The organism is Methylophaga sp. OBS3, assembly GCF_026319325.1.
Classification (GTDB): Bacteria; Pseudomonadota; Gammaproteobacteria; order Nitrosococcales; family Methylophagaceae; genus Methylophaga.
In genome coordinates, this window is the sequence record NZ_JAPDMU010000001.1 from 239,558 (window position 1) to 254,889 (window position 15,332).

The 15,332-nt window shown below is 44.1% G+C and carries 14 protein-coding genes and 1 riboswitch; of the genes, 8 read left to right on the forward strand and 6 right to left on the reverse strand.

The genetic code is table 11. The features are described 5' to 3' along the window. Position 1: 1 nt before the first annotated feature. The 3 genes from OMP94_RS01205 to OMP94_RS01215 all read right to left on the reverse strand — a co-directional run bounded on the left by OMP94_RS01205 (position 2) and on the right by OMP94_RS01215 (position 2,592). Positions 2 to 1,714, reverse strand: a complete 1,713-nt coding sequence (locus tag OMP94_RS01205; RefSeq protein ID WP_266275093.1) for a proline--tRNA ligase — start codon at positions 1,712 to 1,714, stop codon at positions 2 to 4. Between the two features lie 73 nt (positions 1,715 to 1,787). After that, positions 1,788 to 2,123, reverse strand: a complete 336-nt coding sequence (locus OMP94_RS01210; protein ID WP_266275095.1) for a phenylpyruvate tautomerase MIF-related protein — start codon at positions 2,121 to 2,123, stop codon at positions 1,788 to 1,790. Positions 2,124 to 2,136: 13 nt separating this feature from the next. Continuing rightward, positions 2,137 to 2,592 carry a DUF4124 domain-containing protein gene (locus tag OMP94_RS01215; protein ID WP_266275097.1) on the reverse strand — a complete coding sequence of 152 codons (456 nt, stop codon included), beginning with the start codon at positions 2,590 to 2,592 and terminating at the stop codon, positions 2,137 to 2,139. 54 nt (positions 2,593 to 2,646) lie between these two features. Between OMP94_RS01215 and OMP94_RS01220 the strand changes: the two genes are divergently transcribed. Further along, positions 2,647 to 3,483: an RluA family pseudouridine synthase gene (locus OMP94_RS01220; protein ID WP_266275099.1), complete on the forward strand. Its 837-nt coding sequence runs from the start codon at positions 2,647 to 2,649 to the stop codon at positions 3,481 to 3,483. Positions 3,484 to 3,515: 32 nt separating this feature from the next. Further along, complete coding sequence (locus OMP94_RS01225; RefSeq protein WP_266275101.1) at positions 3,516 to 3,704, forward strand: hypothetical protein; 189 nt, start codon at positions 3,516 to 3,518, stop codon at positions 3,702 to 3,704. On the opposite strand, the gene OMP94_RS01230 is transcribed toward OMP94_RS01225, so the two are convergent. Further along, positions 3,701 to 5,020: an MATE family efflux transporter gene (locus tag OMP94_RS01230; protein WP_266275103.1), complete on the reverse strand. Its 1,320-nt coding sequence runs from the start codon at positions 5,018 to 5,020 to the stop codon at positions 3,701 to 3,703. The genes OMP94_RS01225 and OMP94_RS01230 overlap by 4 nt on opposite strands. A 98-nt stretch (positions 5,021 to 5,118) precedes the next feature. Further along, the gene (locus OMP94_RS01235) at positions 5,119 to 7,137 is read right to left on the reverse strand and encodes a sodium-translocating pyrophosphatase (RefSeq protein WP_266275105.1); all 2,019 of its coding nucleotides are present in this window, start codon (positions 7,135 to 7,137) and stop codon (positions 5,119 to 5,121) included. Positions 7,138 to 7,627: 490 nt separating this feature from the next. Here OMP94_RS01235 and ppa point away from each other — a divergent pair, with 490 nt between their 5' ends. From ppa to clpA, 5 genes are all read left to right on the forward strand, one after another. Beyond that, a complete protein-coding gene (ppa, locus tag OMP94_RS01240; protein ID WP_266275107.1) occupies positions 7,628 to 8,167 on the forward strand; it encodes an inorganic diphosphatase in 540 nt (179 codons plus the stop codon). 75 nt (positions 8,168 to 8,242) lie between these two features. After that, the gene (gene serB / locus OMP94_RS01245) at positions 8,243 to 9,079 is read left to right on the forward strand and encodes a phosphoserine phosphatase SerB (RefSeq protein ID WP_266275109.1); all 837 of its coding nucleotides are present in this window, start codon (positions 8,243 to 8,245) and stop codon (positions 9,077 to 9,079) included. A 70-nt stretch (positions 9,080 to 9,149) separates the two neighbouring features. Then, a complete protein-coding gene (gene grxD, locus OMP94_RS01250; protein ID WP_266275111.1) occupies positions 9,150 to 9,461 on the forward strand; it encodes a Grx4 family monothiol glutaredoxin in 312 nt (103 codons plus the stop codon). Positions 9,462 to 9,467: 6 nt separating this feature from the next. Continuing rightward, the gene (clpS, locus tag OMP94_RS01255; protein WP_266275113.1) at positions 9,468 to 9,794 is read left to right on the forward strand and encodes an ATP-dependent Clp protease adapter ClpS; all 327 of its coding nucleotides are present in this window, start codon (positions 9,468 to 9,470) and stop codon (positions 9,792 to 9,794) included. Positions 9,795 to 9,826: 32 nt separating this feature from the next. Beyond that, on the forward strand, positions 9,827 to 12,085 hold the full coding sequence (clpA, locus tag OMP94_RS01260) for an ATP-dependent Clp protease ATP-binding subunit ClpA (protein ID WP_266275115.1): 2,259 nt from the start codon (positions 9,827 to 9,829) through the stop codon (positions 12,083 to 12,085). A 350-nt stretch (positions 12,086 to 12,435) separates the two neighbouring features. Here the strand turns inward: clpA and cobO are convergent, their stop codons facing one another. After that, complete coding sequence (gene cobO, locus OMP94_RS01265) at positions 12,436 to 13,041, reverse strand: cob(I)yrinic acid a,c-diamide adenosyltransferase (RefSeq protein ID WP_266275117.1); 606 nt, start codon at positions 13,039 to 13,041, stop codon at positions 12,436 to 12,438. Between the two features lie 76 nt (positions 13,042 to 13,117). After that, positions 13,118 to 13,314: riboswitch (cobalamin riboswitch) on the forward strand. Positions 13,315 to 13,368: 54 nt separating this feature from the next. Here cobO and OMP94_RS01270 point away from each other — a divergent pair. Then, positions 13,369 to 15,198, forward strand: coding sequence for a TonB-dependent receptor domain-containing protein (locus OMP94_RS01270; RefSeq protein WP_266275119.1), 1,830 nt, complete (start codon positions 13,369 to 13,371; stop codon positions 15,196 to 15,198). The last annotated feature ends 134 nt before the right edge of the window (positions 15,199 to 15,332 follow it).

Genomic DNA, 15,332 nt, shown 5'->3' on the forward strand with positions numbered 1-15,332 from the left:
CTTAATTTGCCAGACGTTGTTGAATATTTTGCACAACATCATTTAATGCAAACTCAGCCGAATCGCCCGTTGCACGATGTTTATATTCGATAACACCGTTATCAAGACCACGCTCACCCAAAATCAGGCGGTGTGGAATACCAATCAGATCCCAGTCAGCAAATGCGACACCAGGACGCAAGCCACGGTCATCAATAACTACATCAACACCAGCAGCGATTAATTGCTGATAAATTTCTTCTGCTTGGTCACGTACACGTTGAGATTTATGTGCATTCACTGGCACTAACACGACTTCAAATGGGGCAATCGCAGTTGGCCAAACGATACCGCTATCATCGTTGTGTTGTTCGATGGCAGCAGCCACAACACGTGACACGCCAATACCATAACAACCCATTGTAATAACCTTAGATTGTCCGGTTTCGGTCAAGACAACCGCATTCATTTTTTTGCTGTAGTTTTCACCAAGTTGGAAAATATGACCCACCTCGATACCACGAGCGATTTCCAGTGTGCCTTGACCATCAGGGCTTGGATCGCCAGCGACCACATTACGAATATCGACAGACTCAGTTAACGGTACGTCACGTTCCCAGTTAACGCCGGTCAGGTGTTTATCATCGGCATTGGCGCCACAAACAAAGTCAGCCAGTTGTGCTGCTGCATGATCAACTAACACCGAAATTGTTAAACCAACAGGCCCCACTGAACCAATATTGGCACCACTAGCTGTCAGTACTTGTTCTGGTGTCGCAAAAGTGAGCGGGGCAGCAACTAATGGGTGTTTTTCTGCTTTGATTGCATTAAGTTCATGATCACCACGAACCACTAGGGCAACAACAGAACCTTCTTCTGCACCCTCAACTAACAGCGTTTTAACGCATTGGCTGGCATCAACATTGAGGAACTTGCTGACGTCTTCAATGGTGTGTTGTTTTGGTGTATCGACGGTTTGCATTGCAGCGGTGGCTGCTGGGCGTGCTGCCTTTGGTTTGACGGCTTCAGCTAATTCAACATTAGCTGCATAGTCACTACTATTACTAAAGGCAATGGCATCTTCACCTGAGCTTGCCAATACATGGAATTCATGTGACGCATTACCACCAATACTACCGGTGTCAGCTTGCACTGGGCGGAAGTTCAAACCGATACGATTAAAGATATTGCAATACGCTGCATGCATTTGATCGTAGGTTTCTTGCAAAGAAGCGTGATCCAAATGGAAAGAGTAGGCATCTTTCATAAGGAACTCACGAGCACGCATCAAACCAAAACGAGGGCGAATTTCATCACGGAATTTTGTTTGGATTTGATAGAAATTAACTGGCAGTTGTTTGTAACTACGAATTTCCTGACGTACTAAGTCGGTAATAACTTCTTCATGTGTTGGGCCATAACAAAAGTCACGCTGGTGGCGATCAGTGATGCGTAAAAGTTCAGGACCATACTTTTCCCAACGCTGACTTTCTTGCCATAACTCAGCAGGTTGAACCGATGGCATTAATACTTCTTGCGCACCGGCTTTATCCATCTCATCACGGACGATTGCTTCAGTTTTGCGTAATACCCGAAGGCCAAGTGGCAGCCATGTATATAAACCTGAGGCTAAGCGGCGGATTAAACCCGCACGCAACATCAGCTGATGGCTGACAATTTCGGCATCTGCCGGTGTTTCTTTTAATGTTGAAATAAGCAGCTTTGAGGTACGCATGAAAAAGCTAAAGTCCTGTTGAATATTATTGTTGTTGAAATACGGCAGAGCAGACTGCCATCAAATAAAAGTTCTAAAACGTGCTGTGATCCCAGCCCCAGTTTTGGCGCTCACTGTCAGTCATACTGATATAAGTGCGGCTACCACTGACACCGATTTGTTGTTCAATCATTGTGCATAGAGCATCTGAAAAAGCTCGTCGGTCACTCGGTAAACCTAAAGAGCGATAATCTAGAATGGCTGCCGGCTCGGTACTACCACCAAATGACATACTTGCTTTTTGTTCAATGGCGATCATGACGTAGCTTTCAGGTTTACCGCTTGCTTTAGCGACGGTTTGGCTGGCAACTTTCAGTAATGCGGCTTCGTCTTCAATAGTTTGATTGGTGACTATGTTTAAGTAAGGCATGGGCGTCTCCTAATTAATCACAAAACTCATCAATTTTGTTTTGGTAATCGCTAATTTTTTCTTGGCGTTCTTCTTCGGTTGGTCGCGTGACTTCACCATCAGCATTCATGACGCGTCGGCCAGGATTATTAAGATATTGCTGATAATTACTACGCGCAGTCTCGCAGTTTTCTTGGCGTAAAGCTTCAGCGGCAGCTTGCTGTTCTTGCGCTGCTTGTTCTGCTGCTTCTTCTGCTTCAGCGGCTTCTTGATTTTCGATTAAGGTCTCAATCTCTTGTTGAGCAGCTTCTGGAGCAATTGGTGGCGGCGGCGGCGTTTTGATTTCTTCTGCCGGACGATCTGCAGGCGGTTGTTGGCTATAATTTATCTGGCCATTTTCGTCTGTCCATTTATAAATCTCTGCATGTACCCAGAAAGGTAAGCTGCAAAGTAGGGCAAGACAGCAAACACGCAATTGCGGTATAACCATAACCAATCCCTTTTAAATAAAAGCTAATTCTACGCCAAAGCGCGCCATCATCAAATGTCAGAAAGTCCAAGCCGAGTAGAACTTCACCATACCGTCGAACAATCAGGGCAAACCGCTCTCGATTGTTTAGCTGAAATTGGCACATTGTCGAAGCAACAAATTAAGCAATGTATGGCAAAGGGCGCGGTTTGGTTACAAAAAGGAAAACATCAACAGCGCTTACGACGGGTCAAAAAAACAGTCAGTTCAGGGGAGCAGTTACACCTGTATTTTGATGCACATATTTTGGCACAAACGGTACCAGAGGTTTCGCTGGTAATGGATTTAAAGCGTTACAGCGTTTGGAACAAACCTGCAGGCATGTTGGCACAAGGCACTATGTGGGGTGATCACGGTAGTTTATTGCGAGTCAGTGAGCAGTTTTTTACCCCACCAAGGCAGACATTTTTAGTGCATCGTTTAGACAGAGAAGCGAGTGGGCTGATGATGATTGCCCATGACAAACAAGCGGCAGCATTATTGTCAGCGTTATTCCAGTCTCGAAACGTTGATAAACAATACCATGTCACGGTGCAAGGCAAATTAGATGTTGCAGAGAAAACGATCGATCAATCCTTAGATGGTAAAAATGCCAGTACCACGTTGAAGGTTCGCTCTTACGATGCTGAAACAGATCAAACGCAATTATTGGTCAGTATTGATACTGGACGCAAACATCAGATCCGTAGACATTGTGCATCAATAGGTCACCCCGTTGTTGGTGATAGTCGTTATGGGCAAGCTCATCCAGATGGGTTGCAATTGCGAGCCGTAAGCCTTGGTTTTGATTGCCCAATTACTCACACGAAACAAAGATTATCGTTGATTGACAATCACTTATCCCGGGCGTAACGTCAAAGTTGTACGCAACTGGGAGAATCATCATGAGCGAAATAAATAAAACAAATTCGCCCTCGCAGCTAAATCAACCTAACCGTCGCAAAATGACTCGCCGCCAAGGTGTTGATCGTCGAGAGATGTTTAGGTTTGATTTAACTAAGACTGATCGTCGTTCAGGGCATGATCGTCGTGATAATGCTAATAATAGCTGGGGTAGTGACGATCCAATCTAATCTGTGGATGCCAGTCGTAAGATTTTAGGGATATAGAAGCTCTGTGTAAGGCCGCGCGCGATAAAAAGCGCTATTAGGGCTGCCCATAAGCCATGGTTTTCAAACCCTTGCAGCAGATACCAAGTCGGTAGGTAAATAACCAATGCTGAAACCAGCATGCAGTCACGCATTTCTTTACTGCGGGTTGCGCCGACAAATAAGCCATCAAATAAATACGACCAAACGGCAAAAATAGGGGTAATCACAACCCACCACAAATATTGATTGGCGACGGTGATAACCGTATCTAAATCAGTCAGCAGTAAAATAATTTGCTGTCCAAAATTGGCATAAATAACCACAAACAATATCGCCATTAACAGTGACCAAAACCCCGTCATGAGTAATGCTCGTTTCAGCTCATCCTGATTTTTACGGCCAATGGCTTTGCCAGCCAATACCTCGGTGGCGTTTGCAAAAGCGTCCAGTACAAATGCCATCAATGTAATGAAATTTAATAACACGCTATTGGCTGCCAGCACCGTATCACCTTGACGTGCGCCCTGAGTGGTGAAAAAAGCAAAACAAAGAATGAGCACCAAGGTACGCAACATAAAGTTACCGTGTACCTCAAGACCACTAAAACCATGACGCATGTTTTGCCAGCGACGAGCAAATTGCCATGCTTGTTGGTTAACGCCATAACGAGTCAATAAAACAATACCAGTTATAAGACCAAGATATTCTGCAACGACAGAGGCTAAGGCAACCCCATCTACATGCATGCCTAGAACGTTAACAAGCAATAAGTCGCCAACAATATTGGCAACATTGATAACGAGAACCATAAGAAGAGCCGCTTTTGAAGCTTCACGACCTATTAGCCAGCCGAGAATTGCATAATTGATTAGGGTGGCAGGTGCACTCCAGATACGGATATCAAAATACAGCGCGGCATAATGCTTTACTTCATCGGAGCTATTTACCAACCATAAAGCAATATCACGTATTGGGGCCTGAATAAGTAATAGCCCAAACGCGATAAAAACCGCTAACCATACCGCTTGAAACAAAACGGCTTGCATCTGTTTGTCATCATTACGGCCATAGGCTTGTGCATTCAGGCCGGTCGTGGCCATTCGTAAGAAGCCAAAACCCCAAAACACAAAAGTGAAGATCATGCTGCCAATGGCAACAGCTCCGAGATAATGTACGGCCGAGAGGTGACCAACGACGGCGGTATCGACCATGCCTAATAAGGGCGTGGAAATATTCGCCAGAATCATTGGCCCGGCAATTCGCCAGATTTGTTGATGTGTGATGGTTGGTTTCGACAAAATGGAATTTTTATTGATTAAAAAGTCGTTTGATTATACGTGCTAATAAAAAAGGCCACGTTACCGTGGCCTTATAAATGAAGCGTCAGCTTCTCTTGTTAAACAAGGAGTGGAGCAATAACAAGACTGACGATCGCCATGACATTAATCAAAATATTCATTGATGGGCCGGAGGTATCTTTTAATGGGTCACCAACGGTATCACCAACAACATTGGCTTTATGAACATCGGAGCCTTTGCCACCAAGATTGCCCTGTTCAACATACTTTTTGGCGTTATCCCATGCACCACCCGCATTTGCCATCATGAGTGCCATCAAGACGCAGACGATTAACCCGCCACCTAACATACCGCCTAATGCTTCTGGGCCTAAGCCAAAACCAACGACAATCGGTGCTAACACCGCCAATGTGCCTGGCAAGATCATTTTTCGTAGGGCGGCGCGCGTCGCTATATCCACACATCTTGCTGTGTCAGGTTTGCCTGTGCCTTCTAATAGGCCCGGAATTTCTCGAAACTGCCGACGAATTTCATGAATCATGTCAAAAGCAGCATCACCAACAGCAGTCATGGTCATTGAGCTGACCAAAAATGGAAATATGCCGCCGATAAACATGCCGACTAATACCACAGGATTAGTGATTAAAAGCGTTAATTCACCGCCGCTTTTTGCATTAACTGTTTCGATATAAGCACTGATAATCGCTAAAGCTGCCAAAGCGGCTGCTGAGATTGCAAAGCCTTTACCTATTGCCGCTGTGGTATTGCCTAATGAATCTAATGAGTCAGTAATTTCTCGTGTTTCTTTACCCATTTCTGCCATTTCTGCAATGCCGCCTGCATTATCTGCAACCGGGCCGTAGGCATCGATAGCCATAGTGATACCAACGGTACCCAACATGCCTACAGCGGCAATCGCAACACCATACAACCCGGCAAAATGACTGGCTGTAAAGATAATCGCCGCGATCGTAATAACCGGAATGGCAACCGATTGCATACCAAGCGCTAGACCACCGATGATGATGGTGGCAGGTCCCGTTTCGCCGCCTCGAGCTAACTTTCGAACTGGCGCGCCGCCTGTGTAATATTCGGTGACTAGGCCAACGATAATGCCGCCAACAGCACCCGCTAATACAGCAAACCAAATATGGGTGCTGGCCTCTAAAAACTGAATGAGTAAGTAAGACAATAAGATAAAAATGATGGATGCACCCAAAGTACCAAACCTTAGGGCTGCATCAGGTTTTTTACTTGAGAAAGCTTTTACCGTAAAGATACCGGCGATTGAGCAGAGTATGCCTAAAGAAGCTAACGCCAGTGGCATAAACATTAGGGTTTGTTGACTACCACCACCTAACTCATTAATGCTTAACAGCGTCATCGTAGACGCAATCGCAATACCGGCAATCATTGCGCCGCAGTATGATTCAAAAATATCCGAGCCCATACCGGCAACATCACCGACATTATCACCAACATTATCAGCGATAACGCCTGGGTTACGGGGATCATCTTCGGGAATACCGGCTTCGACTTTACCCACTAAATCGGCACCGACATCCGCACTCTTGGTAAAAATGCCACCGCCAACACGAGAGAAAAGGGCAACTGATGATGCGCCCATACCAAAGCCATGAATGGTATGCGCACTGTGTGGATCACTACCGTAAAACAGGTATAACAAGCCAAGTCCCAGCAAACCCATTGCAGCCACAGTTAAGCCCATGATTGAGCCACCATAAAAAGCAACGGTTAACGCTTGGGCTGCACCATTATCTCGGGCAGCGACAGCTGTTCGGGTATTGGCTTTAGTTGCCGAATACATACCAATAAAACCGGCTGCTGCTGATGCTGCTGCACCAATAAAAAAGGCCAGCGCGGTGTGCCAGCCTAAATCAGAGAGTCCTAATGCAACAATACAAATGAGGCAGAAGATAGCGAGTCTTGAATATTCGGCTCGCATAAAAACCATAGCGCCTAAATGGATCTGGTCACCAATCTCAACGACCTTGCCACTCCCTGCGGCGGCAGCTTTGACCTTATTAAAAATCAGTAATGCACAGATAAGTCCGAGCACACCCAGTACCACTGGAACGATATTGATAGACCACATAGGCTGACCTCTTTGTCATTGATTAAACTTACATTGAAAGAAAACACTCCTGGTTTCATTTGTTATCCATTTTGCTGCCAAGTAACAGTTATGGGCGAGCAATAATAGACACAGGTTTTAAGTTATTGATAAATATGGTTATACCGCTATCAATAAGGGCTGTAAAGTCATCTGTAACAGGAATTAAATATTACGTTTGATGATTGTGGGTGAATGCTCCTGTCAACAATCGTGCTTATGGCGCTAATTTGCTGACACCCAAAATCTTTTCGTTGAAAAGCTTAAAACTTTAAACCCCGTTGCCATTTAAGCCCAGACAACAATTCTGACCATTGTCTTCAAGACTTCATCAACAAACAAAAAAACAATTATTGATAACGCGACGGCTAGGACAGCCGATGTTCATAACTTAGTCAGTTTAAGTTTAATAAACAGCTAGTTTCTTATATAATGAGCGGATTTATCTATCCGCACTTGGAGCGCTTAATCAATGAATCTGGACCGCGTCACTTCTGGCAAAAATGTACCTGAAGATATCAACGTCATTATCGAAATTCCTTCACACTCAGATCCTGTGAAATATGAAGTCGATAAAGAAACGGGTGCGTTGTTTGTTGATCGTTTTATGAACACAGCTATGTTCTATCCATGCAACTATGGCTATGTACCACACACTTTGTCTGACGATGGTGACCCGGTTGACGTTTTGGTTATCAGCCCATATGCATTGATCAGTGGTTCTGTTGTGCAATGTCGCCCAGTTGGTATGCTGAAAATGACTGACGAGTCTGGTGAAGATGCCAAAGTATTGGCTGTTCCTCACGATAAAATGTATGACGATGTTCAGGATATCGGTGATGTATCAAACCGCCTGTTAGAACAATTGGCGCACTTCTTTGAACATTACAAAGATTTAGAGAAAAACAAGTGGGTTAAAGTTGATGGCTGGCTTGGTAAAGATGCTGCCAAAAAAGAAATTATGGACAGTGTAGACCGTTTTAAAGCGGCGCCGGTCAAACCACAATTTTAATCGGTTTTTCACTTTCTAAAGCGGCGAGCTGATGTAAATCAGACTCGCCGTTTGTGTTTTATCAGGCAAATCAAAATGGCAAAATTAATTCTTCAGGGTTCTGCACTAACACAAGCCTCAGCAGCCGAGGTTGCTCAAGCTGTTCACGGCAAACTGACTTGGTGTGATAGTTATGCTGCGATTGAGGCTGATGTCATTGACGCTGAAGTACAACTGCTCCGTGATCAATTTCAATTCGATATTAATGTCGTACCGGCAACATTTGATCCAAAACAGTGCAAATTACTGGTGATGGATATGGACTCAACTCTGATTAGTATTGAGTGCATTGATGAAATTGCTGACTGTTTAGGCATCAAGTCTCAAGTGTCAGAAATTACCGAAGCGGCAATGCGCGGTGAATTGGATTTTGAAGGTTCACTTCGCCAACGGGTTAAATTGTTGGCCGGTTTGCCAGTAGAAATGTTGGAGACAGTCTACGAGCAACGTTTGCAACTCAATCCGGGTGCGGAAGTTATGCTGGCGGGACTAAAACAATTAGGCATTAAAACCGCATTGGTTTCTGGTGGCTTTACTTTCTTTACCGAGCGCTTACAAAAACGCTTAAACCTCGATTTCACGCAGGCGAATTTACTGGGTGAAGCAGACGGCAAATTAACGGGTGAAGTTGTCGGCGATATTTGTGGTGCACAGGCTAAAGCTGACTTTCTGTTGGCGCGTTGTAAAGACCTGAATATTCAACCAAATCAAACCATTGCTATGGGTGATGGTGCTAATGATTTATTGATGATGGCAGAAGCTGGTTTAAGCATTGCGTATCACGCCAAACCAAAAGTACAAGAACAAGCAAATACTGCGCTGAATTTCTGTGGGTTAGAAGGGGTGCTTGGCCTCTTGCAGCAGTCTATCTGACAGGCGTAGTCTTGAATTATCAGCAGATGAACTCCATCTGCATTACGAATCAATTAACGAGGTATTTTCAATGGATATTATGGAGCGTATCACGCAGGCAATTGAAGGCAATGCTGTGATCTTATTTATGAAGGGCACACCTGAGTTTCCACAATGTGGTTTCTCTAGCAGAGCATCTCAAGCAGTTGCTGCATGTGGTTCAGAATTTGCTTATGTCAATGTACTGGCAGATCCTGATGTTCGTGCAAATTTACATCGATATGCCGACTGGCCAACTTTCCCACAGTTGTACATAAAAGGTGAATTAGTTGGTGGTTGCGACATCATCATGGAACTGTACGAGTCAGGTGAACTCCAAAAACTAGTTGATGCGGCGAGTTAATAAAGAATGACTGAGAAATCGGTACCAGATTGGGCAGCGGGTAACGGCTTTGCTGTTGCGCCTTCTAAGCCCGAGCTCAAACAGCCACCTAAGTATCGGGTGATTATGCTGAATGACGACTACACGCCGATGGATTTTGTCGTCGAAGTGCTGGAAAAACTCTTTGATATGGGACGTGAGAAAGCGACGCGGACCATGTTACAGGTCCACACAGAAGGGCAGGCACTGTGTGGTGTCTTTACTTTTGAAATTGCTGAGGCCAAAGTAGAGCAAGTCAATAGCTATGCCCAGCACCACGGGCATCCTTTACAGTGCACCATGGAGCAAGAGTAACCACGGTGACCAAAATACAGGCGAAATGACGTATGTTAAGTAAAGAATTAGAGCACACGCTAAGTCAGGCATTTAACTATGCAAGGCAACGTTCGCACGAGTTTCTAACGGTAGAGCATTTATTGCTGGCTCTGTTAGAAAACGGTCAAGCGTTAGCCGTGCTAAAAGCCTGTGAAGTTGATATTGCCGCTTTGCGTCAGGACTTAACCGACTTTCTTGCCGATAATTTGCCGACATTGCCGGAAGATACCGAACGTGAAACGCAGCCCACTTTAGCGTTTCAACGTATTTTGCAACGTGCTGTCATGCATGTGCAGTCGTCTGGTGGTGAAGAAGTCACAGGTGCTAATGTTTTGGTATCGATTTTCTCAGAGCAACAGTCACAAGCGGTTTTCTTGTTACAAAAACAAGATGTCACGCGTTTAGATGTCGTAAATGCGATCAGTCACGGCACAATCACTGACACGACAGAACAAGTCAAAGATGAAAAACCAGCAGCTGAAGAGGCGGAAGGTAGTAGTGAAAGTAAAAGTGCATTGGCACTTTACGCCAGTAACCTGAACGCTGAAGCTGAATTGGGTCGTATTGATCCTTTGATTGGTCGTGCTCATGAGATTGAACGCACGCTTCAGGTGTTATGTCGTCGCCGTAAAAACAACCCGCTGTTTGTTGGTGAGGCAGGCGTTGGAAAAACGGCTTTGGCTGAAGGTCTTGCTAAACGCATTGTCGATGGCGATGTGCCTGAGGTACTCGAAGACGCAGTGATTTATGCTCTGGATATGGGCGCATTAGTTGCCGGTACCAAGTATCGCGGTGACTTTGAAAAACGTCTGAAAGCTTTACTGCGTGAAGTGAAACAAAAAGAGCACGCGATTCTATTTATCGATGAGATCCACACTGTGATTGGGGCCGGTAGCGCTGGCAACAGTGCAATGGATGCTGCTAACTTATTAAAACCAATTTTGGCTAATGGTGAGTTGAAATGCATTGGTTCAACAACTTATCAAGAGTATCGCGGTATATTTGAGCATGACCGTGCTTTAGCACGTCGTTTCCAAAAAATCGATGTGCCAGAGCCAACGATTGCTGAGACTATTGAGATCCTGAAAGGTTTAAAACCAGGTCTTGAGTCACATCACAATGTCCGTTATTCCAACGCTGCGATTGAGCAGGCTGCAGAATTAGCTGCACGTCATATCAATGATCGATATTTGCCTGATAAGGCGATTGATGTGTTGGATGAAGTAGGAGCTGCACAACGACTGCTACCTAAGTCACGTCGTAAGAAGATGATTGGTGTGGGTGATGTACAGGAAATTGTCGCGAAAATTGCACGTATTCCGACCAAAACAGTGAGTAATGCTGATAAAGATAACCTGCGTAATTTAGAGCCAAATCTTAAGCACGTTATTTTTGGTCAGGATGAAGCGATTTCGGCTTTAAGTTCAGCCATCAAAATGGCGCGCTCAGGTTTAGGTCATCCAGAAAAGCCAACGGGTGCCTTCTTGTTTGCTGGCCCAACCGGTGTCGGTAAAACAGAAGTCACACGTCAACTGGCGCATATTCTTGGCGTAGAGTTGATTCGCTTTGATATGTCGGAATATATGGAAGCGCATACTGTCTCTCGTTTGATTGGTGCGCCGCCGGGTTATGTGGGCTTTGATCAAGGTGGTTTATTAACTGATGCCATCATCAAACAGCCACATGCGGTATTACTTCTTGATGAAATTGAGAAAGCCCATCCAGATGTCTTTAACTTGTTATTACAAGTGATGGATCACGGTACATTAACCGATAACAACGGCCGTAAAGCCGATTTCCGTCATGTGGTGTTGGTCTTAACTAGTAATGCGGGTGCTCAGGATATGAACCGTACTGGTATCGGCTTTACCAAGCAAGAAATGCATCAAAGCGATGGTATGGAAGCACTGAAACGTACTTTCACGCCAGAATTTCGTAATCGTTTAGATGGCATTATTCAATTTAAACCACTAAGCCGAGATGCCATTCTTCGTGTAGCAGATAAAGCGGTGCTTGAGCTGGAAATGCTATTACAAGACAAAAATGTCACTATCGAAATCGATAATGAGGCACGTGAATGGTTGGCTGAACATGGCTATGACATCCAAATGGGTGCCAGACCAATGGCTCGTTTAGTACAAGAACGTATTAAACGTCCACTTGCTGATGAGTTGTTATTTGGCAAACTCAGCGAAGGTGGTCATGTACGTGTTCTGCTTAAAGATAATGAATTAAGTCTCGACATTGTTAACGAAACAGAGTCTGTTTAAATACCTTCTTTTAGTCCGGTAGTGTTCACTACCGGACTTTTCCTTTTGTGAGCTATGTCTCAATATTTAGTTTCAGCATAATAGCGTGCTAGCAAGTTATGCACCTGTTTCACAACTTCTTCACATAAGCTTATAAAAGGTACACCTAAGTGATTGATTTAAGGTGTTCGGTATGTAAGTTGCTGATATTTATGGGGTAATTAATATTGGTTATTTTTTGACCAATTTGTGACTGCCCCTGCAATAAGAACAACTTAGCGATTAACCCCATTGTTAACCACAGACTTATCCACAGAAAATGTGAGTAACTTTACAGTCTGGTTACAGTGACTAAAAAATTAGAAGTTTTATTACAGTTCGATGCCTTTCTGAGCACGAATACCGGCGCGAAAAGCATGTTTCACATCATCGATACGACTTACCGTATCGGAAGCTGCTATGACCGCCTCAGGCGCGCCTCGGCCTGTAATAATCACATGCTGCATAGCTGGGCGAGCATTAATATCTTTTAGCACCTTATCTGAATCGAGATAATGCATTTTTAAAACAATATTTAATTCATCTAATAAAATGACGCCGATAGTAGGATCGGCCAACATCTTTTGAACAATTTCCCAACCTTTTTCAGCTGAGCGTTTGTCTTGTTCAAGATTTTGCGTATCCCAAGTAAATCCATCACCGACCACGTGATATTCCACTTGTTTAGGAAAGCGGCGGTAGAAAGCTTCCTCACCAGTGCTCATCGCGCCTTTAATAAACTGGACAATACCAACTTTCATATCATGTCCAAGGGCTCTGGCAATCATGCCAAAACCAGATGAGCTTTTGCCTTTGCCATTACCCGTAATACAAAGCAGTAAACCTTTGTCTTTATCAGCCTGCTGAATTTGGCTGTCGACAACTTCTTTTTGCTTTTGCATGCGTTTTGTGTGGCGTTGACTTAATTCATTATCCATTTGCTTTCCAGCTGTAATTATTTAAAAAAGTTCCCAAAGCGGTACTATAAATTTGACAGGTACCTGAACGATGCCTAGTATGGCGCGCTCTCTAGGTGCATTGCGCTGCAATGTTAAACGGGAAGTTGGTCAAAATCCAACACTGCCCCCGCAACGGTGATCGTTGATTGATGACCCCTTATGCCACCGCATTTTAAATGTGGGAAGGCGGGATTATCAGGTTTCTAAACCACAACGTAAGTCCGGATACCGGCCTAAGAGTTCGCCACGACTTTTGTCGTGAATATCCAACTCGGATCGCGGGTGAGCGTATCCATGGGAGACAATATGTCCTATCCAAAAAATAACGGTCTGCGTTTAACTGCGCTGGGCCTGATTGCCTTTACGCAATTTATTCCTTCTATTTCACAAGCCGAATCTTTTGACACCCTAACGGTTACCGGTAACCGTATGCAAACGCCAACATTGTTAGCGCCCAGTTCAGTAATTACCCGAACTGAGATTGAACGCCTACAAATCGATGATCTACCAACATTATTATCTCGTCAGGCTGGTATTAGTGTGACCAATAGTGGTGGTGTTGGTCAGCAAAGCAGCATTTTTATGCGCGGTACGGAATCTGATCACACCTTAATACTAGTGGATGGTGTGAAATGGTATTCCGCGACTTCGGGGGGCGCTGCGATCCAAGATTTTCCTGTAGATCAAATTGAGCGCATCGAAATTGTTCGTGGCCCACGCTCAGGTTTATATGGTGCAGAAGCGATTGGTGGTGTTATTAATATCATTACTCGCCAAGGTAATGGTGAAACATCACCATTTTTTAGTGCTGGTATTGGTAGTGACAGTACCCAAAAAGTCCAAGCTGGCCTGCAAGGTGGTAACGAGTCAACCCGCTATAACCTAAGTGTGGGTCATTATCATACTGATGGTATTGATGCACTCAAAACAGCAGAACCGGATGACGATGGTTATCGTAATAAAAATATATCTGGCAGTGTTAACCATCAGTTGACTGATAAGCTGGCTGTTCGTGCAAGAGTATTTCGTGCAGAGGCCAGAAATGAATATGATGATGAATACAATCCTAACGCTAATATTCGGAATTTGAATACGCAGCAGGTATTACAGGTTGGCACCAACTATCAAGTTTCTGATAGATGGTCTATGGACATTCAGTTGGCTGAATCACGTGATAAATCAACCACTGAGCAAAACCGTGATAAAACCTCAGAATTTAATACCCGTCATCGTCAGATTGACATCAAAAATACGTTTCTCTTAACTGATTCTCAATTTCTAAATGTTGGCCTTGAGTATGCAGAAGATGAAGTTGATGGCACGGTCGACTTTATTGAAGATAGTCGTGATAACCGCGCTGCTTATATTTCATGGGCTGGTCAATATGAACGCCATAATTGGTTAGTAAGTGCACGTCATGATAATAATGAAGCTTATGGTAGTTACACTTCAGGTAGTGCGGAATGGGGCTATGAACTCACTGAAGATTTGATGTTTGTTGCTAATGCAGGATCTGCGTTTAAAGCACCGACGTTTAATGATTTGTATTACCCTTTTTCGGGTAATCCGAACTTAGCACCAGAAAAGTCTCGTACCTATGGGGTGGGACTTAAAGGGGCCCAAAACTGGGGACAGTGGCATTTAAATAGTTACCAAACAGAAATTCGTGATCTAATTACTTATTCAAGCTCTTCTTCTTCCATGGAAAATATAAACAAAGCACGAATTCGCGGCGTTGAGCTCGATTTGAACACCGTTCTAGCAGGCTGGGATTTAGGCTTGAATCTGGGATATGTTGATGCTGATGATCGTGAAACTGATGAGCGTTTAATTCGCCGTGCTCGTAAGACAGCTAACCTTCATGCGGATAAAGCATTCGGTGATTGGTCATATGGTGCAAGTTGGCGTTTGAATGGTGATCGTCGTGATCTAGCGTATAACAATGTAACTGGCTTCAATGACGAAGAAATCGTTGGTGGTCATGGTATTGTTGACCTGAGAATGGCTTATCAAGTCAATAATGATTGGACAGTCCGTTTAAATGTTAATAATGCATTTGATAAAGACTATGAAACGGTCTATGGATACAACAGTCTGGATAGACAAGTTATGTTGAGTGTTAATTACACGCCATAATCGATTTGGTTGTTTGAAAACGAAAAAGCCATATCTTACGAGGTATGGCTTTTTTTATTGGTACATTTGGATGTTTGCTGGTCACTGACCCATTGCATCCGTTAAAATCTTCGCTATTCCCTAATATTCAAAGA